Raw genomic sequence first — 18,928 nt, forward strand, 5'->3', positions numbered from 1 at the left:
GTGGATGAGTATGGCAGACAAACAGCGGGCGTATGACACGCGTAAGAATACGGACCTCTTTGCTGACGATGATCCATTGGCCGAGCTCGCTCGGATCGTCGGATTCGAGCCGCGCGTAGCGGCAAATACGGTGGCTGACGTGCAGCCACCGGAGCCGGCTTTCAATCTCGAAGATGAACTCCTGCGCGAGTTCGAGCAGTATGAGGCGCCGCAGCAGGCCGCCTCGTATTCACATCCGGCCGAGCCGGTATTCGAGCAGCCCATCGCCTATGAAGAGCCGGCTTATGAAGCCGCTCCTGCGCCCCAGGCCGCCTACGAGCAGTCCTATGAGGCCGCGCCTGAGATTCAGGTCGCGCCGGAAGCGGATTTCGCCTCAGAAGAGGCGCTCGCCGCGGCGATCGCGCCCCATTCTGGCACACATCATCTGCTGGCCTCCGCCGATTGGACGTCCAGCGTCAGCCGCGCCGCCGAACCTGTCTCTGGTGGCGCACGCGATCTCATCGAGGAACTCGAGCAGTCGATCGGCGCCGCGCCTGCTCCGGTCGCTCCCGTTCAGCCTGCCAAGGCCCCGCAGTGGTCAGCCGCCAGCATCCGGCTGCCGCTTGCCAATTTTCATCCCGCCAGCCGCCAAGCCCCGGTACCGACGGTCGTTGAGCCTGCGCCCGTGGTTGCCGCCGCTCCGCAGCCGATCTCTGCGCCAGAGGCGGTGAGTTTCGCGCCTGAGGTGCCCGCCTACGAAGCGCCTGTCGCGGCCGGATTCCCGGCTGAGATCGACCGCCACGAAGAGCCCGTTTCGCACGAAGAGCCTCCGGTCGAGGAAGAACCCTTCGTATTCGACGATGCGCCGGTCGCCGAGACATTCGTCGACCACAGCGCCTTCGATCTCGCCGCCGCCGCCAAGGACGGCGACATCCAGACGGATGCCGCGTTGACGGAAGCTGCTCCCGCCGATCTGGACGACATCGCTTTCGATCTCGACGATCTGCTCGCCGATGTATCGCAGTATCCGGTTCCTGATCGCCAGTCCGCTCCAAAGGCCGATGCTTTCGAACCCGCGTTGTCGCCCGAGCTTGTTCGTGAGGTTGCAGCCGCACCGGTTGCCGTTGCTCCGACGCCTGCGCCGTATCAGCCTCCCGTCGCGGCATCGGTTGCCGCCAATGTCGAGCCGGAAGCCGAGGATCCCTTCGCGGGTCATGACTTCGAGCTCGATCTTGAAGGCATCGAACTCGAGCTTGCCGATCTGGATTTCGCCGAACCGGTGAACGTACAGGCCGTCGAAACGCCTGCGCCGCAACCCGTCGCACCGGTTGCCAGCTACCGGCCGGAGCCCGCACCGGTACCGCGCCCTGCGCCGGTCGTTGCTGCCGCTCCGGTCTACCAGCAGCCCATGCAGACGCAGTTCTCGGCATCGCCGGCCTATCAGCCGCAGCCGAAGGCACCTGTCGCTTCCGCTTTTGCCTCTGACGCCGGCGACGAACTGCCCTTCGATCCGTCGATGATCTCGGACGCCGAGTATCATCCCGAGACCGTCGAGGACATGCATGTTCCCGTCCTGCCGCCGGTAGAGCAGCCGGTCGTCCATGCACCGACCTCCGATTTCGATTTCGATGTCGACGCCGAGATCGCCAGCCTTCTCGCACCCTCCAAGCCGGTTGCCGCCGCTGCGGTCAAACCTGCTGCCGAGGAGTGGCGAGGTCGCGCGCCGGTCACCGTCGCGCCGATGGCGCCCGCACCCAAGCCGCCGCAGGCGCAGAATTTCGACGAGTTCGAGCGCGCGCTGGAGGAGGATTTCCGCCGCAGCGTCAGCGAGCCGGTCCAGGCGCGCAGCGAAAGTGTGTCGCAGGTGCAGATCCAGTCCGCCAGCGACGCGGAAGACATGAGCCGCGCCCGCTCGATGAAGCGGATGCTCGCCGCTGCCGCCATGATCGTCGTCTTCGGCGGCGTGGCCTATGCGGGCTACTCCTTCCTGGCGCGGGATGGCGGCCTCGGTATTTCGTCCGGCGAGCCGCGTGTCATCGTGGCCGAAAAGGACCCCGTCAAGGTCGTTCCCGAGAATCCTGGTGGCAAGACCGTGCCGAACCAGGACAAGGCCGTCTATGACAGCGTCGGTGGTGCTGCAAGTGCGGCGCCCAAGCAGAAGGCGCTGGTGTCGAGCGACGAGCAGCCCGTCGATGTCGTTCAGCGCACGCTGACGCCGGAGACGATGCCCGAGGACAACGACATGGCGATGCCGTCGATGGCAACGCCGGTCGGCGACACTGAGGATCCACGCCTGCTTCCGACTCAGGATACGGCTGACGCGGCGGATGACGCCGACGATGCGAACAAGCCGGCTGTCTCGGCCCGCAAGGTCCGCACGATGATCGTCAAGCCTGACGGTACGCTGGTCGCCCGTGAAGACGTCGCTCCGGAAGCGGCGCCGACCAACATGCCGGTGACCAAGACCGTCCAGACCCAGAAGATCACGCCGAACGGCTCCGCCGCGAGCTTCCCGGCCGCCGGCCAGGTTGCTTCCGCCGATATCCGCTCGACCCCGGTCGAGAAGACTTCGCCGACAGCGGCACAGGCTCCGTCCGAGAACGTTCTCGCCAAGGCCGCCGCCGCGACGCCGGCCGATGTCGATCCGCCTGTCCGCAGCGTCCAGAGCTCGACCGTTAGCGACACGGCGCCGGTTCCCGGCGCACGTCCGCTGAGCCAGCAGGCAAAGCCCGCCGAAGCCGCTCCGGCTGCAACAGCGCCTGCCAAGCCGACCGAGGTCGCGTCGGCTCCGCAGGCCGCCGCCCAGCCGCAGCCGACGACGGCTGCCGCCGGAAGCTACGGCATGCAGATCGCCTCGCTGCCTTCGGAAGAGGAAGCGAAGAAGTCCTACGCAAGCCTGTCGAAGAAGTTCGCCGGCGTGCTTGGCGGCCGGGCCTATGAGATCCGCAAGGCTGATATCGCCGGCAAGGGTACCTTCTACCGCGTTCGCATCCCGGCCGGATCGAAGGACGAAGCCGCTGCTCTTTGCGAGAAGTTCCGCAGTGCCGGCGGCTCCTGCCTGATCTCGAAGTAAGCTTCGACGGACGTTGAATATGGAGCGGCGGGCTTTGTCCCGCCGCTCCTTTTTTGTGAATGGCGGTTGACCTCACTCGCATTTCCGCAAAGCGCCTCTATGATTCGTATATGACCGAATCAAAAGCGATGATCCTGGGCTGTAGCGGCCTGTCCCTCACTGCCGAAGAAAAGGCCTTCTATGAGGCCGAGCGCCCCTGGGGCTTCATTCTCTTCGGGCGCAATATCTCCGAGCCCGCGCAGATCGCCGACCTCGTGGCGGAGATGCGCGAGAGCGTCGGCTGGCACGCGCCGGTGCTGATCGACCAGGAGGGAGGGCGCGTCCAGCGCATTCGCCCGCCGATCTTCCAGCACTATCCTTCCGGCCAGCAACTCGGCGATCTCTATCGCCAGGACAAGGAAAAGGGCAGGCGTGCCGCCTGGCTGATGTCGCGGTTGCATGCCTTCGATCTCTCCGGCCTCGGTATCAACGTGGATTGCCTGCCCGTGCTCGACGTTCCCGTCGAGGGCAGCAGCAACGTCATCGGCAACCGCGCCTATGGCGGTGATCCCGTGACCGTCACGGAGATGGGCAGGGCGGCAGCCGAGGGTCTGAAGGCCGGCGGACTGTTGCCCGTGATGAAGCATATGCCGGGCCATGGCCGCGGCTTTGCCGATTCGCACCATGAGCTTCCCGTCGTCACGGTGTCGCGCCAGGAGCTAGAAGCCCACGACTTTCCGCCCTTCGTGGCGATGAAGGACGAACTGATGGCGATGACCTGCCACGTCGTCTTCACCGCGATCGACCCGGAGAACCCGGCGACCACGTCGCGCAAGGTGATAGACGGCGTCATCCGCGATCAGATCGGCTTCGATGGTCTTTTGCTGTCGGATGATAGCTCGATGAATGCCTTGGCCGGGACGCTGGGCGAGCGGGCGGCGAATATCATTGCAGGCGGCTGCGATATCGTGTTGCATTGCAACGGCCATATGGACGAGATGCAGCAGGTGGTAGCCAACGTGCCGATGCTGCAGGGCAGGTCGCTGGAGCGCGCGGTGCGGGTCGTGAACGGTTTTCCGAAGGCCGACGCGGCCGACGAGGCCGCCATGCGGTCGGAATTCCACGCGATGTTCGCGACGGTCTGATCGCGAAAGGAAGAGGGCAGGTGAGCAGTGTAAAGGGCATGGAACGGTCGGCCTCGGCGGCAACGCCGATGGACAAGCTGTGGCAGGAGAATGCCGCCGAACGTGCGACCGGCGATCCTGCTTTGTTGATCGACGTGGCCGGCTTCGAAGGCCCTCTCGACCTGCTGCTCTATCTCGCCCGCAACCAGAAGGTCGATCTCTCCCGCATCTCCGTTCTGGCTCTCGCCGAGCAGTATCTGCAGTTCATCGAAAGCGCGCGCCGCATCCGCATCGAGCTGGCGGCCGACTATCTGGTCATGGCGGCGTGGCTGGCCTATCTGAAGTCACGCCTGCTCATCCCGCAGCAGGTCAAGGATGACGGCCCTTCCGGCGAGGAGATGGCGGCAGCGCTCGCATTCCGCCTGAAGCGCCTGGAGGCGATGCGCGGCGCGGCGGAAGGTCTCATCAACCGCAACCGGCTCGGCCGCGACGTGCTGGCGCGCGGCGCGCCGGAGCACATTCCCGACCGGCAGAAGTCTGCCTATGACGCGAGCCTCTACGATCTGCTGACGGCCTATGCCACGTTGCGCCAGCGACAATCCGTGACGCAGGTCACGATCGCCAAGCGTAACGTATGGTCGCTGACCGACGCCCGCGAGTTGCTGACACGGCTGATCGGCGAGATCACCGATTGGACGGCACTGGAGCAGCATCTTCTGCGCTACATGACAACGCCCGAGGATCGGGTGACTGCGATGGCCAGCGCCTTTGCCGCATCGCTGGAACTCGTCCGCGAGGGCAAGATCGAGATCCGCCAGGACGGCGCTTTCCAGCCGCTTTACATGCGGCGTGGACCGAACCACGCGACGCTGCAGGTCGTCGAACAGGAGCGCCCGGCGTGACGGAATTGGAAGAGCAGGATATCGGCCCCGAGGATGTCGACAACGACGCGGCGGTCGAGACGGAAGCGGAGCGTATAGCCGAAGCGCTGGTCTTTGCATCCGCACAGCCCGTTTCCGAGAGCTTCATCGCCGACCGCCTGCCGCGAGACTTTAACGTGCGCGCCACCATGCTGCGGCTGAAGGATCAGTACGCCCATCGCGGCGTCAATCTCGTGCAGGTCGAAGATTCCTGGGCGTTCCGCACCGCGGCCGATCTTTCCTTCGTGATCCGCCGCGATGAAAACGAGGTGAAGAAGCTGTCGCGCGCAGCCCTCGAGGTGCTGGCGATCATCGCCTATCACCAGCCGGTGACGCGCGCCGAGATCGAGGATATAAGAGGTGTGCAGACGTCGCGCGGCACGCTCGACGTGCTGATGGAGGCCGGTTGGGTGCGTTTTCGCGGTCGTCGGCGCACGCCGGGGCGGCCGGTCACGCTCGGCACCACGCGCGACTTCCTCGATCATTTCGGTTTGGAGGAGCTGCGCGATCTGCCCGGTATCGAGGAATTGAAGGGCGCCGGCCTGCTGTCGGGCCGCATCCCCGCCAATTTCAACATCCCGTCGCCGACGATGAACGATGAACTGACCGAAGATGAAGATCCGATCACCCAGCTGGATCTGGAGGAACTCGGCCTTCTCGCGCCCTCCGGCGGCTCGGAAGAATAGTCGCTTCATGTCTTTGTTTCGCCACCGATGACGAAAACAATGCCGATCACAATTTTTCGAAGGCTGGATGACTTGTCACCAAGGGCGATCCCGTGACATTAACGACAATCCAAGGGGAATTTTGATGTTGGATTTGGTGTTGGAAATTCTTACATCAACAGACATCACAACAAGGAGTTAGCGTAATGGGTTCTTTTAGCATGTGGCACTGGCTGATCGTTCTTGCGATCGTCCTGCTGTTGTTCGGCCGCGGCAAGATTCCTGAGCTCATGGGCGACGTCGCCAAGGGCATCAAGAGCTTCAAGAAGGGCATGAACGACGATGACGCCCCGGAAGCCACGACCGGCAAGACCGTCGATCACAAGGCCGACGAAACGAAGTAATCACGTCCGGGCAAGCGCCGCCCCCGCGTTTCCCGTACAGGAGCCTTGAATGTTCGATATTGGCTGGACCGAGTTGCTTGTCATCGCGGTCGTATTGATCGTGGTGGTTGGTCCGAAGGATCTTCCGCCGATGCTTCGTGCGTTTGGCAAGATGACGCAGCGCGCCCGTAAGGTCGCCGGCGAATTCCGTGCCCAGTTCGACGAAGCCCTTCGTGAAGCGGATATGGACGACGTCCGTCAGACGCTGAGCGATGCGCAGAAGCTGAACCCGGTGAACTCTCTTCGCGAAGCCATGAACCCGCTTCGCCAGATGGGCAACGAGATCAAGGCCGATCTCCAGAAGGCGACGGTGGTCGAGAACAAGACCGAAGCGCCGCTCGGCCTGATGCCGGCACCCGAGGTTGCTCCGGCCGTTGCACCCGCTGTCATGGCCGCGCCAACGCCCGAGCCGGCAGCCGCTGCCGTGTTGCCTGGCGATGAAAAGCCGAAGGCACCGCGCAAGCCGCGTGCCAAGGCCGCCGACAAGGCGGATGCTGTAGCAGCCGTCGCGGTGACGCCGGCTGAAAAGCCCAAGCGCGCGTCAGCCAAGCCCGTTGCTGCCAAGGCCGCTACGGCGAAAGCCCCGGCCGCGAAGGCTACTGGCTCAGCCAAGCCCGCCGTCGTCGTCAGCAAGACCGCCGCCACGCCGAAGAAGCCGGCCGCCAAGAAAAAGAAAGATGAAGCATGAGCGGTGATATCGAAGACAAGCCGCAGCCGTTGATCGAGCATCTGATGGAGCTGCGCACGCGGCTCATGTGGTCGATCGGCGCGTTCTTCGTCGCATTCATCGTCTGCTTCATCTTCGCCAAGCATCTCTTCAATGCACTCGTCTTCCCCTACAAGTGGGCGGTCCAGTGGGCGCATCTCGATGTGTCGAAAGCGCAGCTGATCTACACCGCGCCGCAGGAGTTCTTCTTCACGCAGGTGAAGGTCGCCATGTTTGGCGGACTGGTGATCGCTTTCCCGATCATCGCCGCGCAAATCTACAAGTTCGTCGCTCCCGGTCTCTACAAGAACGAGCGCGCCGCCTTCCTGCCTTTCCTGATCGCCTCGCCGGTGCTCTTCCTGCTCGGCGCGTCGCTGGTCTATTTCTTCTTCACGCCGATGGTCATGTGGTTCTTCCTGACCATGCAGCAGGCGCCTGGAGAGGGCGATGTTGCCATCTCGCTCCTGCCGAAGGTTTCGGAATATCTCAGCCTCATCATGACGCTGGTCTTTTCCTTCGGCCTGGTGTTCCAGCTGCCGGTCATCACCACGCTGCTCGCCCGCGTCGGTCTCCTGACGTCGCAGTGGCTGCGCGAGAAGCGCAAGTTCGCCATCGTGCTTGCCTTCGTGGTGGCCGCCGTGCTGACGCCGCCTGACCCGATGTCCCAGATCGGTCTTGCGCTGCCGACCATCATTCTCTACGAGATTGCCATCTACGCGGCGCGACTCGTGGAACGCCAGCGTGCTCGCGATGCGATCAACGAGGCGGACGGATCGACGGACGTTGCCAAGACGGACAACGTCTAACGTTCGACGCGAACTCTTCTTGAGCGCTTCCGAATTTCCGGTCGAGGCCCGGTCAGGCTTCGGCCGGGTCATCCTTTTTGCAACGACCTGGAACGACGATGCTCGATATCAAATGGATCCGTGAGAATCCCGAAGCCCTCGACGCGGCACTTGCCAAACGGGGTGCGGAGCCTTTGTCCGAAAGCCTGATCGCGCTCGACGAAAAGCGTCGCTCGGCCGTCCAGAAGGTGCAGGACATGCAGTCCCGCCGCAACGCCGCCTCCAAGGAGATCGGCGCGGCGATGGCGCAGAAGAACAGCGAACTCGCCGAGAAGCTGAAGGCCGAGGTCGCCGACCTCAAGGTCCTGCTTCCCGCCGCCGAGGAAGACGATCGCACGTTCACCGAAGAATTGAACGACGCCCTGTCGCGCATCCCGAACATCCCGCATGACGACGTCCCCGTCGGCAAGGACGAGCACGACAACGTCGTCGCGCGTGTCACCGGCGAGAAGCCGCGCTGGAACCATACGCCGAAGGAACACTTCGAGATCGGCGAAGCGCTCGGCTACATGGATTTCGAAACGGCGACCAAGCTCTCCGGCTCGCGCTTCACGGTCCTGACCGGCCCGCTCGCCCGCCTCGAGCGCGCGCTTGGTCAGTTCATGATCGACCTCCACACCAGCGAGCACGGCTACATCGAAGTCAGCTCGCCGCTGATGGTGCGCGACGAGGCGGTCTTTGGCGTGGGGCAGTTGCCGAAATTCGCCGAGGACATGTTTCGCACGACGGATGGCCGCTGGCTGATCCCGACGGCCGAAGTCACGCTCACCAACCTTGTGCGTGAGCAGATTCTTGACCAGGAAAAGCTGCCGCTGCGCTTCACCGCGCTCACCCCGTCCTTCCGCTCGGAAGCGGGTTCCGCCGGCCGCGACACCCGTGGCATGCTGCGCCAGCATCAGTTCTGGAAGTGCGAGCTGGTCTCGATCACCGACGCCGAAAGCTCGATCGCCGAGCACGAGCGCATGACGGCCTGCGCCGAGGAGGTACTGAAGCGCCTCGGCCTGCATTTCCGCACGCTGACGCTCTGCACCGGCGACATGGGCTTCGGCTCGCGCAAGACCTACGATCTCGAGGTCTGGCTGCCCGGCCAGAACACCTACCGCGAAATCTCGTCCTGCTCGGTCTGCGGCGATTTCCAGGCGCGGCGCATGAACACGCGTTATCGCGGCAAGGAAGACAAGACCAACCGCTTCGTTCACACGCTCAACGGCTCCGGCACCGCCGTCGGCCGCTGCCTGATCGCCGTTCTGGAGAACTATCTGAACGAAGACGGTTCCGTGACCGTCCCCGACGTTCTGGTCCCCTACATGGGCGGCCTGACGAAGATCGAACGGGCGGCCTGAGATCATGCGCATTCTGCTCACCAACGACGACGGCATTCACGCGGAAGGTCTGGCGGCGCTGGAGCGGATTGCGCGCACGCTCTCCGACGACGTCTGGATCGTCGCCCCCGAGACCGACCAGAGCGGTCTCGCCCATTCGCTGAGCCTGTCGGAGCCGCTGCGCCTGCGCAAGATCTCCGACAAGCATTACGCGCTCAGGGGAACGCCGACCGATTGCGTCATCATGGGCATCAAGCAGGTGATGGACATCAAGCCCGACCTCGTTCTGTCGGGCGTCAACGCCGGCTCCAACGTCGCCGACGACGTCACCTATTCCGGCACGATCGCCGGCGCCATCGAGGGTACGATGCAGGGCGTGCGCTCCTTTGCGCTCAGCCAGGCCTACATCCGTGAAGGTGACCAGCGCATCCTGCCCTGGGAGGTCTGCGAGGCGCATGCGCCGGCGTTGCTCGAAAAGCTCATGACGCTCGATCTGCCGGAAGGCACCTTCCTCAATCTCAACTTCCCGAACTGCCGTCCCGAGGAAGTGGAGGGCACCGAAGTGACCGCGCAGGGCAAGCTCGCCTTCAATCTGGAGGTCGATGCGCGCGCCGACGGACGCGGCTTTCCCTACTACTGGCTGAAGTTCGGCGAGCGCGCCGGCGCCTTCGAGGAAGGCACTGATGTCAATGCGCTGAAGAATAGCAAGGTTTCGGTAACCCCTTTGAAACTGGATCTGACCGATTATTCCGTACAGGACCGCATTGCGCGGGCGCTTTCAGGTACGGAGTAAATCGCGTTGACGGCACGGCTGGTCGAGAAGGAAGAGTTTGCGGCGCTCGTTCTGAGGCTGCGGGCCGAAGGGGTATCCGACATCGATCTCCTGACGGCGGTCGAGGCGACGCCGCGCTCGCTGTTCGTACCGCCCGAATTCGCCGAGCACGCCTATTCCAGCCGCACCCTTCCCATCGAATGCGGCTCCTTCCTCGAGGGCGTTGATCTCGCCGTCCGTATCCTCCACCATCTGAGGATAAAACCCGGTCAGCGCGTGCTCGAGGTCGGTACTGGCAGCGGCTTCATGTCCGCCGTCATGGCCCGTATGGCCGAGCGTGTCCTGACCGTGGATCGCTACAAGACGCTGACGACAAATGCGCAGAAACGCATGGAAACGCTCGGCATTCGCAACGTCGCCATCCGCCAGGCCGATGGCAGTGCCGGCATGCAGGGCGAGGGCACCTTCGACCGGATCCTGGTGACCGCCGCCTTCAATTCCATGCCGCGTTTTTATGCCGACCAGCTCGTCTCCGGCGGCTCCATGATCGCGCCGCTGATGATCACCGAGACCGAATGTCGTCTCGTCAGGCTGACCAAGACCGGCAGCCGCTTCGAGCGCGAAGAGCTCTTTGAAGCGCCCTATCTTCCCATTGTCCCGCGTCTCGCCTCGCTGCTCTGAACGCCGCCGCCGCGCGCGCTCTCGGCCTATGGTTAGCAATTTCTCAAAAAAATCGCACGGAATCTCGCGTTTTAACGGCGTGGTAATACTAACGCGCTTTAATAAACCTACAAATGGTTGCGTTAATAGTGGGTCGAGTTCATGCGTTTCAGTCTTGCGCCGAAGTTCGGGAAATCTGCCGGGAAGGCCCTCTTTGCGGTTCTTCTGGCGAGTGCGGCAACGGGTTGCAGTTCCGATGTGACACGGTTCGGAAGCCTGTTCCCGTCGTCGGGTCAGGATCAGATGTCCACCGGGTCGATCCCGAGAAGGGGCATGAACGATCCGGTTCCTCAGGCCGATATGACACAGGGCGGCTACGCCAATCAGGGCGGCTACGCCAATAACAATCAGGCGATGAACCAGCCTTACCCCGCATCACAGCCGAACTATGGCGGATCGAGCGCACGCATGGCCTCGGCTCCGGTTTCGGTTCAGCGCTCTGAACTTTCTGCCCCTTCGGCATCGCCCGCGCCGCAGCAGTCCCGCGAGCGCCAGGTCGCTCTCGCCCAGCCGTTCCCGTCGGCAGAACCCGCCAAGCAGGCGCCTCACGTGCTCGCTCCGCCGCGCACGCAGACCGACAACATCGTCACCGGCACAACGCCGAAGGTTCAGGGCTGGTCGGCGACCAACGCACCATCGGTCACCATGCGTCCGGGTGAAAGCGTGGCTGTTCTCGCCAAGCGCTACGGTGTTCCGGAAAAGGAAATCCTGCGCGCCAACGGCTTGAAGACGGCAGCCGCGGCCAAGCCTGGCCAGACCATCCTGATCCCGACCTATAACGGCGGCAACGTCGCCAAGGCATCGGCGCAGGCCGCAGACCTCTCGAAGCCCGGCCATGCGCCGCAGCCGAACAAGGAGCAGGATCAGAACGTCGCCGTCATGCCCGGCGCGAACTCCGCTCGCGACAAATCTGTCGCCAATGCCGATCCGAGCAGCAAGCTGCCTGGCGCCAGCAAGGGTCCGAAGGGTGTAGGCGGCACCTATGTCGTCAAGCCTGGGGACTCGCTTGCCAAGATCGCCAAGGCAACCGGCACCAGCGTCGACGACCTCAAGGCCGCCAACAACCTGCAGGCCGGTTCGATCCGCATCGGCCAGGAACTGAACCTGCCGGCCGGCGCCGGTTCGCCGGATGCCATGAAGACGGCGTCGATCCCGGCAAAGGCCGAGGCGAAGCCGGTAGCGCAGCCCGCCGCCGCGACCTCGACCGCCGCCGCCCAGCCCGCGACCTACAAGGCGCCGGTTGCCACCGAAACCGTCGACGAAGCCGCCAAGAAGGAAGTCGCGTCGGCGGCTCCCGAGGCAACGGGGATCAGCAAGTACCGCTGGCCGGTCCGCGGTGCGGTCATCGCCGCCTATGGCGCCAACGTCAACGGCAGCCGCAACGACGGTATCGACATCTCGGTTCCGCAGGGCACGGCCATCAAGGCGGCTGAAAACGGCGTGGTCATCTACGCCGGCAACGGCCTCAAGGAACTCGGCAACACGGTTCTCGTCCGCCACGACGACGGCACCGTCACCGTCTACGGCAACGCCGATACGCTGAGCGTCACCCGCGGCCAGAAGATCCAGCGCGGCCAGACGGTCGCCATGTCCGGCATGAGCGGCAACGTCAAGCAGCCGCAGGTCCACTTCGAAGTCCGCAAGGACGCGACCCCGGTCAACCCTTTGACTTTCCTCGAATAGGTATTGCGTCTCGAGGACAGCACAAAAGCCCGGTCGAAAGCCGGGCTTTTGTTATTTCAGGGATAGGGAAACGCTACGTGTCTCAGGCGCGGGCAAGCGTGATCCGCATGCGACCGGCAAGATCCTGGATGTACTGCCAGGCGACGCGGCCGGACCGCGCGCCGCGCGTCGTCGCCCATTCCAACGCCTCGGCATGCAGCTTCTCGCGGTCGAACGGCAGCTTGAAGTGATCGGCATAGCCGTCGATCATCGTCAGGTAGTCCTCCTGGCTGCACTTGTGGAAGCCAAGCCAGAGGCCGAAGCGATCCGACAGCGACACCTTTTCCTCGACCGCTTCCGATGGATTGATCGCCGTCGACTGCTCGTTCTCCATCATGTGGCGTGGAAGCAGGTGGCGCCGGTTGGAGGTCGCGTAGAACAGCACGTTGTCGGGACGTCCCTCCACGCCGCCGTCGAGCGCCGCCTTCAGCGACTTGTAGGCCGTGTCGTCATGATCGAAGGAGAGGTCGTCACAGAAGACGATGACGCGGTGCGGCGTGTCCTTGAGGAGGTCGAGCAAGGCGGGTAGGCTGGCGATATCCTCGCGGTGCACCTCCACCAGCTTCAGCGAAACACCGCTTTCTCTTCTGACATCTTCGTGAACGGCTTTGACGAGCGACGACTTGCCCATGCCCCGCGCCCCCCAAAGGAGCACGTTGTTGGCGGCAAAGCCCTCCGCGAAGCGCACGGTGTTTTCATGCAGGATGTCACGCACCCGATCGACGCCGCGAATGAGCGTCAGCGCCACCCGGTTGGGGCGCTGAACAGGCTGCAAATGCTGGCGAACCGGCGCCCAGACGAAGCAATCGGCCGCATTCCAGTCGTTGATCGCGGGGGCAGGGCCGGCCAGCCGATCGACGGCGTCGGCAAGACGCTTGAGCTCGGCGAGAATGGCACTGTTGATCTCCTGGGCCATGGCGGATCCTCCTGATAATCGGTTGCCGTGGGTACGGCTTATTTTCGCTGTGGGGTAGCATGGCGTTTTTGCGACGGAAAGGTTAAGAGGCACTGGAATCGGTACGGTTTCCGGCTGTTTCTGTTGCATTCGCAATGCCCATAATTATAGTCCGGCCACCCGAGAAAAAGGCGACGTTCCGCCTCCGGAAAAGTTTGAGGAGATAAGCATGTTCATCACCCCGGCATTCGCCCAGGCCACCGACAGCGCGGCGTCGCCGTTCGGTTCGGGCTTTGAAATGATCATCCTGTTCGTGCCGCTGATGGTCGTCTGGTATTTCCTGCTGATCCGTCCGCAGCGCGCCCAGGCCAAGAAGCGCGAAGAGACCCTGAAGGCCATCCGTCGCGGCGACCAGGTCGTCACATCTGGCGGTCTCGTCGGCAAAGTCACGAAGGTTGTTGACGACAAGGAAGTCGAAGTGGAAATTGCAGACGGCGTCCGCGTTCGTCTCGTACGCACCGGCATCGTCGAAGTCCGCGTCAAGGGCGAGCCTGTAAAGGCCGACGCCGCATAACAAACCACATTCCGCGAACCGGATCGTCCGGATCTGACATAGTCGAGAGAAAATGCTTCATTTTTCCCGCTGGAAGACCGCTCTGATTTGGTTCGTGGTGCTGGTGGCCGCCCTGTTCGCGGCCCCCAATCTTCTGACGGACAGGCAACTGCAAAGCTTGCCCGGCTGGCTGCCGCACCATCGCCTGGCGCTCGGTTCCGATCTCAGGGGCGGCTCGCACCTGCTCTTTGCCGTCGAACGCGCCGATATCGCCCAGCAGCGTCTCGAAGATGCGGTCGCCAGCGTCCGCACCAGGCTGCGCGAAGCCAAGATCCGCTACACGGGTCTTGTCGGCAACGACCGCACCGTCACCGTCAAGATCACCGATCCCGCTCAGGTCCAGCCGGCGATGGATGCGCTGAAGGATCTGGCTGCGATCACCAGGACCGGCTGGTTTGGCGGAACCACGCAGGACGTCGTGCTCCAGAAAACCGATGACGGTCAGTTCACCCTCGATATAACGAACGCCAGCATCGACGCCGGCATCGCGGCCGCGCAGACGCAGTCGCTCGATGTCATCCGCCGCAGACTTTCCGACATCGCGCCCGAAAACCTCATCGTCAAGCCCGAGGGTTCGGACCGCATCGATATGGTCATTCTCGGCGACGTGGATGTCGAGCAGGTCAAGACCGTTCTCAACGAGCCGGCCAAGCTATCCGTCCGGCTGATCGATGACAGCATGACGGGGCAAGAGGCGCTGAACGGGCGCTGGCCGGCAACCTCGCAGGTGCTCTATTCGCTGGATGATCCGCCGGTCCCCTATCTCGTCGATCGCACCGATTACGTCACCGGTGGCAATATCGTCGATATCAAGCCGAGCGTGGACGAGCAGACGCAGGCCGTGTCGCTCGCCTACCAGCTCGATGCCCCCGGCACCGAGCGCCTGGCGCAGCTGACGCGCGGCAATGTCGGTCGCCACCTCGCGATCATCTTCGACGATCAGGTCATGGCCTCGCCTGTGATCAGCGCCCCGATCCTCGACGGCAAGGGAAGCATCCCCGTGACCTTCACGCAGGACGGTGCCAGCAATCTGGCGCTGATGCTGCGATCCGGCGCACTGCCGGCGACGCTGACGACGGTCGAGGAGCGGACGGTCAGCCCTCTACTGGGCGCGGAATCTGCGCGCGCGGGTCTGGTCGCCGGCATCGTCGCCGCCATTCTGGTGATCGGCCTGATGCTCGCCTTCTACCGTGGCCTCGGCGTCATCGCCGCCATTTCGCTGGCTTTCAACCTGCTGTTGATCCTTGCCGTGCTGAGCCTCGTCGGCGCGACGCTCACTCTGCCTGGCATCGCTGGCATCGTCCTCATCATGGGCATGGCGGTGGATGCCAATGTGCTGATCTATGAGCGCATCCGCGAAGAGGCGAAGACCGGCCGGCCGTTCTCCCAGGCGATCGACAGCGGTTTCTCCCGGGCGCTGCGCACGATCCTCGACGCCAACGTCACCATCTTCATCGCCGCCGTCATCCTTTTTTATCTCGGCAATGAGACGGTTCGCGGCTTTGCCGTGACGCTCGCCGCCGGCATTCTGACGACCGTGATCACGGCCGCGACGCTGACGCGCTGGATCGTCGTCACCTGGCTGCATCGCCGTCATCCCAAGCACCTTCCGAAGGATGTTCATACCGGCGTCTTCGATCGCGCCAATATTCGCTTCATGGGCATCCGCCGCTACAGCTTCACGGTCTCCGCCGCGCTGTCGATCGTGGCAATGATCGCCTTCGCCGGTCTCGGCCTAAACCTCGGCGTCGATTTTTCCGGTGGTTCCTCGGTCGAGTTCACGGCCAAGCAGGGTGCGGCCAATGTCGACGATATCCGCTCGCGCCTTGGCGAACTCAACATTGGCGAGTTCGACGTCCGCGGATTGCGCAATGCCTCGCAGGCGCTGATCCGCATCCAGTCGCAGGGCGGCGGAGAGAATGCTGAGCAATCGGTGATGACGCTGGTTCGCGACGAACTCTCAAGCGATTACGACACCCGCCGCGTCGATATCGTTGGCCCGGCCGTATCGGGAGAATTGACGACGGCTGCTACGCTCGGCGTGCTTGCCTCTCTCGCGGTGATCCTGGTTTATATCTGGCTGCGCTTCGAATGGCAGTTCGCCGTCGGCGCGATCGTCGCCACGCTGCACGACGTGATCCTGACGCTTGGCCTCTTCGTGCTGACGGGCATGGAATTCAACCTGACGAGTGTCGCGGCGCTGCTGACCATCGTCGGCTACTCCCTCAACGACACCGTCGTCGTCTACGACCGCATGCGCGAGAACCTGAAGCGTTACCCCCGTATGCCGTTGCCGATTCTGATCGACGCCTCGATCAACCAGACGCTGTCGCGCACCGTGCTGACAGCGGCGACCACGCTTCTGGCATTGCTTGCGCTTTGCCTGTTCGGCGGCGACGCCCTTCGGTCCTTCGCCTTCGTGATGCTCTTCGGTGTTGCCGTCGGCACGTTTTCCTCCATCTACATAGCAGCGCCCGTGCTGATCGCCTTCAAGCTTCGGCCCGATACGCTCGACAACGACCCAGACAAGAAAGTGGCCGGACCGGATGCACAATCCGGAAAGCCGGCAGTGTGAGAATATGGCTAGAGGCATAGAAATACGCGAGGCTCACTTCCCGGGCCGCGCGCCCATCGACACCTACGGCAACGGCGGCTTCCGCTTCGCCGACATGTCGCACCGCGGCTCCATTCTTTGCCTGCCATCAGGCATTTACGGCTGGGACATGGATGCCGGAAAGCCGCTCAACGTCGAGAATTTCCAGAAAGTGATCGACGAGGCGGCCGAGATCGAAGTGCTGCTCGTCGGTACCGGCAACGACATGCGCGTGCTGCCACTGGAGCTCAAGGCCGCGCTGAAGGCGGGCGGTATCGCTTCCGACCCGATGAGCACGGGCGCTGCCGTCCGTACCTTCAACATCATGCTGATGGAATCCCGCGCGGTGGCCGCGGCGTTGATAGCAGTCTGAGCATGGCCGATCAGAAACTGAGCAACCAGGATATCTGCCTGGCGATGCTGCGCGACAATGATCGCGACCGTTATCTCGCCTGCCTCCTGTCTCCCGAGGACAAGCGCGGCGCGCTGGCCGGCCTCTATGCCTTCAATGCCGAGCTCGCCCGCATCCGCGACCTCGTGCACGAACCGCTGCCCGGCGAAGTGCGCATGCAGTACTGGCGCGACCTGCTCGAGGGCAACGCCCATGGCTCGACCGAGGCCAACCCTGTTGCGTCGGGGCTTCTCTCCGCGGTCGAGACCTACAGGCTTCCCCGGCAGACGCTGGTCAACATGATCGACGCCCGCGTCTTCGATCTCTACGACGATCCGATGGAGACGCGCACCTCGCTCGAAGGCTATGCCGGCGAAACAGCCTCCGCACTGATCCAGCTCGCCAGCCTCGTGCTTTCGCCCGAGGAAGCCGCGCAATCTGCCGAAGCGGCCGGCCATGCTGGCGTCGCCCAGGCGATATCGGGGCTGCTCCTTCTCATGCCGCTGCACCGCCACCGCGGCCAAGTCTATATCCCGCAGGAAATCCTGTCGGCGACCGGGCTTGACCGCGACAGCTTCCTCGCCGGCGAGGACAAGGCGCGCGTCTCCGCCGCGATCAGCGCCTTCGCGGGTCTGGGTCGCGATCATCTGGCGAAGGCGAGGGCGGTGAAGATCCCGGCCGCTGTCTTCCCCGCCTTCCTGCCAGCGACCATTGCCGGGCCGGTGCTCGATCACGCCGGCAAGGCAGGCGCCGGCCTGTTCGATCGGCCGCTGCAGCCTTCGCAATGGCGCCGGCAGCTGCAGATGACGCTTGCGTTGATGCGCCGCAAGATCTGATGCTGGTCACACTCGCGTAAGGCTTGGCCGCTATCTGACGTGTCGGAACTCGGTTTGATTGGAGATTGACGTGAGCATGATCGTTTGGGGCGTTATCTTCGCCGTCGTCATCTGCGTCGCGTTCCTCGCCGTGCGGATGTCGGCTCGCAACGAGGAGGAGGGGCTGCAGGACACCGGCCTCGCCATCATCGAGTTCAACCGCGCCTTCCCCGCCGAGGCAATCCGAGCGCTGCAGGCGACGGCGAACGGCCGGGCCGTCTTCGTGCGTCTACACGACAACAAGGCCGGCTTCATGCGCAGCATGCAGCGCCACTACGCCTGCCACGTGATCGAGCCGGGCAGGGTGCGGGTGCGCGGTTCGGAGAGCGGCACGGGTCTCATCGTCGAATTTATGGATGTGCCGCACCACAACGGAACCTTCGAATTCGCCTCCGCCAGGGAAGCCTCGGAGGTTTCGCTCTGGCTGCTCGGCAACTACGTCGCCGAGCCGGACAAGACCCTGCCGGCCGGCGATCCGGCCGCCGCCAACAAGCGGTAATATACGCCCAATGTTCGATGGGCTGTGCGGCACGGCCCTCAAGAATCGGCATTGTCAGCCGCCCCAATTCGGTGCATCTTTCGCGCATTCAGAGCAGTGATAGATTAGACACAACACATTGGGAGGTGCGCCATGACGCTCGCGATCAACGATATTGCCCCGGATTTCGAAGCACAGACGACCGAGGGAACGATCAAGTTCCATGACTGGATCGGCAGTTCCTGGGCGGTGCTGTTTTCCCACCCGAAGGACTTCACGCCTGTTTGCACCACCGAACTCGGCTACATGGCCAGTATCAAGCCGGAATTCGACAAGCGCGACGTCAAGATTATCGGCCTGTCCGTCGATCCGCTCGACCGACACGACGGCTGGATGAACGACATCGAGGAAACCCAGGGCACCCGCCCGAACTATCCGATGATCGCCGATACCGACTTCAATGTATCGAAGCTCTACCACATGCTGCCGGCCGCCGTGTCGGGTGACCCGACCGTACGTTCGGCCGCCGATAACCAGACCGTCCGCAACGTCTTCGTCGTCGGCCCCGACAAGAAGATCAAGCTGATCCTGGTTTACCCCATGACCACGGGCCGCAACTTCGACGAAGTGCTGCGAGTCATCGATTCCCTGCAGCTCACCGCCAAGCATAAGGTCGCCACCCCGGCGAACTGGCAGAACGGCAACGACGTCATCATCGCCGGTTCCGTGTCCGACGAGGATGCCAAGAAGCAGTATCCCGACGGCTGGAAGGCGCCGAAGCCCTATATCCGTATCGTGCCGCAGCCGAAGTAA

General features: G+C 63.5%; 18 protein-coding genes. 17 read left to right on the top strand and 1 reads right to left on the bottom strand.

The features are described 5' to 3' along the window. The first annotated feature begins 10 nt into the window (after positions 1-10). The 11 genes from QTL95_RS27175 to QTL95_RS27225 all read left to right on the top strand — a co-directional run bounded on the left by QTL95_RS27175 (position 11) and on the right by QTL95_RS27225 (position 12,231). On the top strand, positions 11-3,052 hold the full coding sequence (locus QTL95_RS27175) for an SPOR domain-containing protein (RefSeq protein ID WP_289722940.1): 3,042 nt from the start codon (positions 11-13) through the stop codon (positions 3,050-3,052). Positions 3,053-3,162: 110 nt separating this feature from the next. Continuing rightward, positions 3,163-4,176: a beta-N-acetylhexosaminidase gene (gene nagZ / locus QTL95_RS27180; RefSeq protein ID WP_289722941.1), complete on the top strand. Its 1,014-nt coding sequence runs from the start codon at positions 3,163-3,165 to the stop codon at positions 4,174-4,176. A gap of 20 nt (positions 4,177-4,196) precedes the next feature. Next, the gene (locus tag QTL95_RS27185) at positions 4,197-5,057 is read left to right on the top strand and encodes a segregation and condensation protein A (RefSeq protein WP_289722942.1); all 861 of its coding nucleotides are present in this window, start codon (positions 4,197-4,199) and stop codon (positions 5,055-5,057) included. Then, positions 5,054-5,761: an SMC-Scp complex subunit ScpB gene (gene scpB / locus QTL95_RS27190; RefSeq protein ID WP_289722943.1), complete on the top strand. Its 708-nt coding sequence runs from the start codon at positions 5,054-5,056 to the stop codon at positions 5,759-5,761. Before QTL95_RS27185 ends, scpB begins: the two co-directional genes overlap by 4 nt. Positions 5,762-5,946: 185 nt before the next feature. After that, positions 5,947-6,144: a twin-arginine translocase TatA/TatE family subunit gene (locus tag QTL95_RS27195; RefSeq protein ID WP_037177803.1), complete on the top strand. Its 198-nt coding sequence runs from the start codon at positions 5,947-5,949 to the stop codon at positions 6,142-6,144. A gap of 49 nt (positions 6,145-6,193) precedes the next feature. Next, the gene (tatB, locus tag QTL95_RS27200) at positions 6,194-6,871 is read left to right on the top strand and encodes a Sec-independent protein translocase protein TatB (RefSeq protein ID WP_289722944.1); all 678 of its coding nucleotides are present in this window, start codon (positions 6,194-6,196) and stop codon (positions 6,869-6,871) included. Next, positions 6,868-7,695, top strand: a complete 828-nt coding sequence (gene tatC, locus QTL95_RS27205) for a twin-arginine translocase subunit TatC (RefSeq protein ID WP_289722945.1) — start codon at positions 6,868-6,870, stop codon at positions 7,693-7,695. Before tatB ends, tatC begins: the two co-directional genes overlap by 4 nt. A 98-nt stretch (positions 7,696-7,793) precedes the next feature. Beyond that, positions 7,794-9,077 carry a serine--tRNA ligase gene (serS, locus tag QTL95_RS27210; protein ID WP_289722946.1) on the top strand — a complete coding sequence of 428 codons (1,284 nt, stop codon included), beginning with the start codon at positions 7,794-7,796 and terminating at the stop codon, positions 9,075-9,077. A 4-nt stretch (positions 9,078-9,081) separates the two neighbouring features. Beyond that, on the top strand, positions 9,082-9,849 hold the full coding sequence (surE, locus tag QTL95_RS27215; RefSeq protein ID WP_289722947.1) for a 5'/3'-nucleotidase SurE: 768 nt from the start codon (positions 9,082-9,084) through the stop codon (positions 9,847-9,849). A 6-nt stretch (positions 9,850-9,855) separates the two neighbouring features. Next, positions 9,856-10,509 carry a protein-L-isoaspartate(D-aspartate) O-methyltransferase gene (locus QTL95_RS27220; protein WP_289722948.1) on the top strand — a complete coding sequence of 218 codons (654 nt, stop codon included), beginning with the start codon at positions 9,856-9,858 and terminating at the stop codon, positions 10,507-10,509. 141 nt (positions 10,510-10,650) lie between these two features. Further along, positions 10,651-12,231 (top strand): peptidoglycan DD-metalloendopeptidase family protein, encoded by a 1,581-nt coding sequence (locus QTL95_RS27225; protein WP_289722949.1) that lies wholly within the window; start codon positions 10,651-10,653, stop codon positions 12,229-12,231. An 82-nt stretch (positions 12,232-12,313) separates the two neighbouring features. Here QTL95_RS27225 and QTL95_RS27230 read toward each other — a convergent pair whose 3' ends face one another. Beyond that, positions 12,314-13,186 (bottom strand): ATP-binding protein, encoded by an 873-nt coding sequence (locus tag QTL95_RS27230; protein WP_289722950.1) that lies wholly within the window; start codon positions 13,184-13,186, stop codon positions 12,314-12,316. Positions 13,187-13,394: 208 nt separating this feature from the next. Here QTL95_RS27230 and yajC point away from each other — a divergent pair, with 208 nt between their 5' ends. The 6 genes from yajC (at position 13,395) to QTL95_RS27260 (ending at position 18,928) form a co-directional block, all read left to right on the top strand. Next, a complete protein-coding gene (gene yajC, locus QTL95_RS27235; protein ID WP_037177827.1) occupies positions 13,395-13,739 on the top strand; it encodes a preprotein translocase subunit YajC in 345 nt (114 codons plus the stop codon). Between the two features lie 52 nt (positions 13,740-13,791). Beyond that, a complete protein-coding gene (gene secDF / locus QTL95_RS27240; protein WP_289722951.1) occupies positions 13,792-16,353 on the top strand; it encodes a protein translocase subunit SecDF in 2,562 nt (853 codons plus the stop codon). Between the two features lie 4 nt (positions 16,354-16,357). Then, on the top strand, positions 16,358-16,744 hold the full coding sequence (locus tag QTL95_RS27245; protein ID WP_289722952.1) for an Mth938-like domain-containing protein: 387 nt from the start codon (positions 16,358-16,360) through the stop codon (positions 16,742-16,744). A 2-nt stretch (positions 16,745-16,746) separates the two neighbouring features. Continuing rightward, positions 16,747-17,598, top strand: coding sequence for a phytoene/squalene synthase family protein (locus tag QTL95_RS27250; RefSeq protein ID WP_289722953.1), 852 nt, complete (start codon positions 16,747-16,749; stop codon positions 17,596-17,598). 70 nt (positions 17,599-17,668) lie between these two features. Next, positions 17,669-18,136 (top strand): hypothetical protein, encoded by a 468-nt coding sequence (locus QTL95_RS27255; protein WP_289722954.1) that lies wholly within the window; start codon positions 17,669-17,671, stop codon positions 18,134-18,136. Between the two features lie 132 nt (positions 18,137-18,268). Beyond that, positions 18,269-18,928: a peroxiredoxin gene (locus QTL95_RS27260; protein ID WP_289722955.1), complete on the top strand. Its 660-nt coding sequence runs from the start codon at positions 18,269-18,271 to the stop codon at positions 18,926-18,928.

Origin of the sequence: Rhizobium sp. S152, assembly GCF_030380735.1 — a bacterium.
Lineage (GTDB): Bacteria > Pseudomonadota > Alphaproteobacteria > Rhizobiales > Rhizobiaceae > Rhizobium.

What these genes read in the sequence shown, in the direction of transcription:
- QTL95_RS27175 (WP_289722940.1), top strand. Translation starts at nt 11, where the DNA reads ATGGCAGACAAACAGCGGGCGTATGACACGCGTAAGAATACGGACCTC.
- nagZ (WP_289722941.1), top strand. Translation starts at nt 3,163, where the DNA reads ATGACCGAATCAAAAGCGATGATCCTGGGCTGTAGCGGCCTGTCCCTC.
- QTL95_RS27195 (WP_037177803.1), top strand. Translation starts at nt 5,947, where the DNA reads ATGGGTTCTTTTAGCATGTGGCACTGGCTGATCGTTCTTGCGATCGTC.
- tatB (WP_289722944.1), top strand. Translation starts at nt 6,194, where the DNA reads ATGTTCGATATTGGCTGGACCGAGTTGCTTGTCATCGCGGTCGTATTG.
- tatC (WP_289722945.1), top strand. Translation starts at nt 6,868, where the DNA reads ATGAGCGGTGATATCGAAGACAAGCCGCAGCCGTTGATCGAGCATCTG.
- serS (WP_289722946.1), top strand. Translation starts at nt 7,794, where the DNA reads ATGCTCGATATCAAATGGATCCGTGAGAATCCCGAAGCCCTCGACGCG.
- surE (WP_289722947.1), top strand. Translation starts at nt 9,082, where the DNA reads ATGCGCATTCTGCTCACCAACGACGACGGCATTCACGCGGAAGGTCTG.
- QTL95_RS27225 (WP_289722949.1), top strand. Translation starts at nt 10,651, where the DNA reads ATGCGTTTCAGTCTTGCGCCGAAGTTCGGGAAATCTGCCGGGAAGGCC.
- QTL95_RS27230 (WP_289722950.1), bottom strand. Translation starts at nt 13,186, where the DNA reads ATGGCCCAGGAGATCAACAGTGCCATTCTCGCCGAGCTCAAGCGTCTT.
- yajC (WP_037177827.1), top strand. Translation starts at nt 13,395, where the DNA reads ATGTTCATCACCCCGGCATTCGCCCAGGCCACCGACAGCGCGGCGTCG.
- secDF (WP_289722951.1), top strand. Translation starts at nt 13,792, where the DNA reads ATGCTTCATTTTTCCCGCTGGAAGACCGCTCTGATTTGGTTCGTGGTG.
- QTL95_RS27245 (WP_289722952.1), top strand. Translation starts at nt 16,358, where the DNA reads ATGGCTAGAGGCATAGAAATACGCGAGGCTCACTTCCCGGGCCGCGCG.
- QTL95_RS27250 (WP_289722953.1), top strand. Translation starts at nt 16,747, where the DNA reads ATGGCCGATCAGAAACTGAGCAACCAGGATATCTGCCTGGCGATGCTG.
- QTL95_RS27260 (WP_289722955.1), top strand. Translation starts at nt 18,269, where the DNA reads ATGACGCTCGCGATCAACGATATTGCCCCGGATTTCGAAGCACAGACG.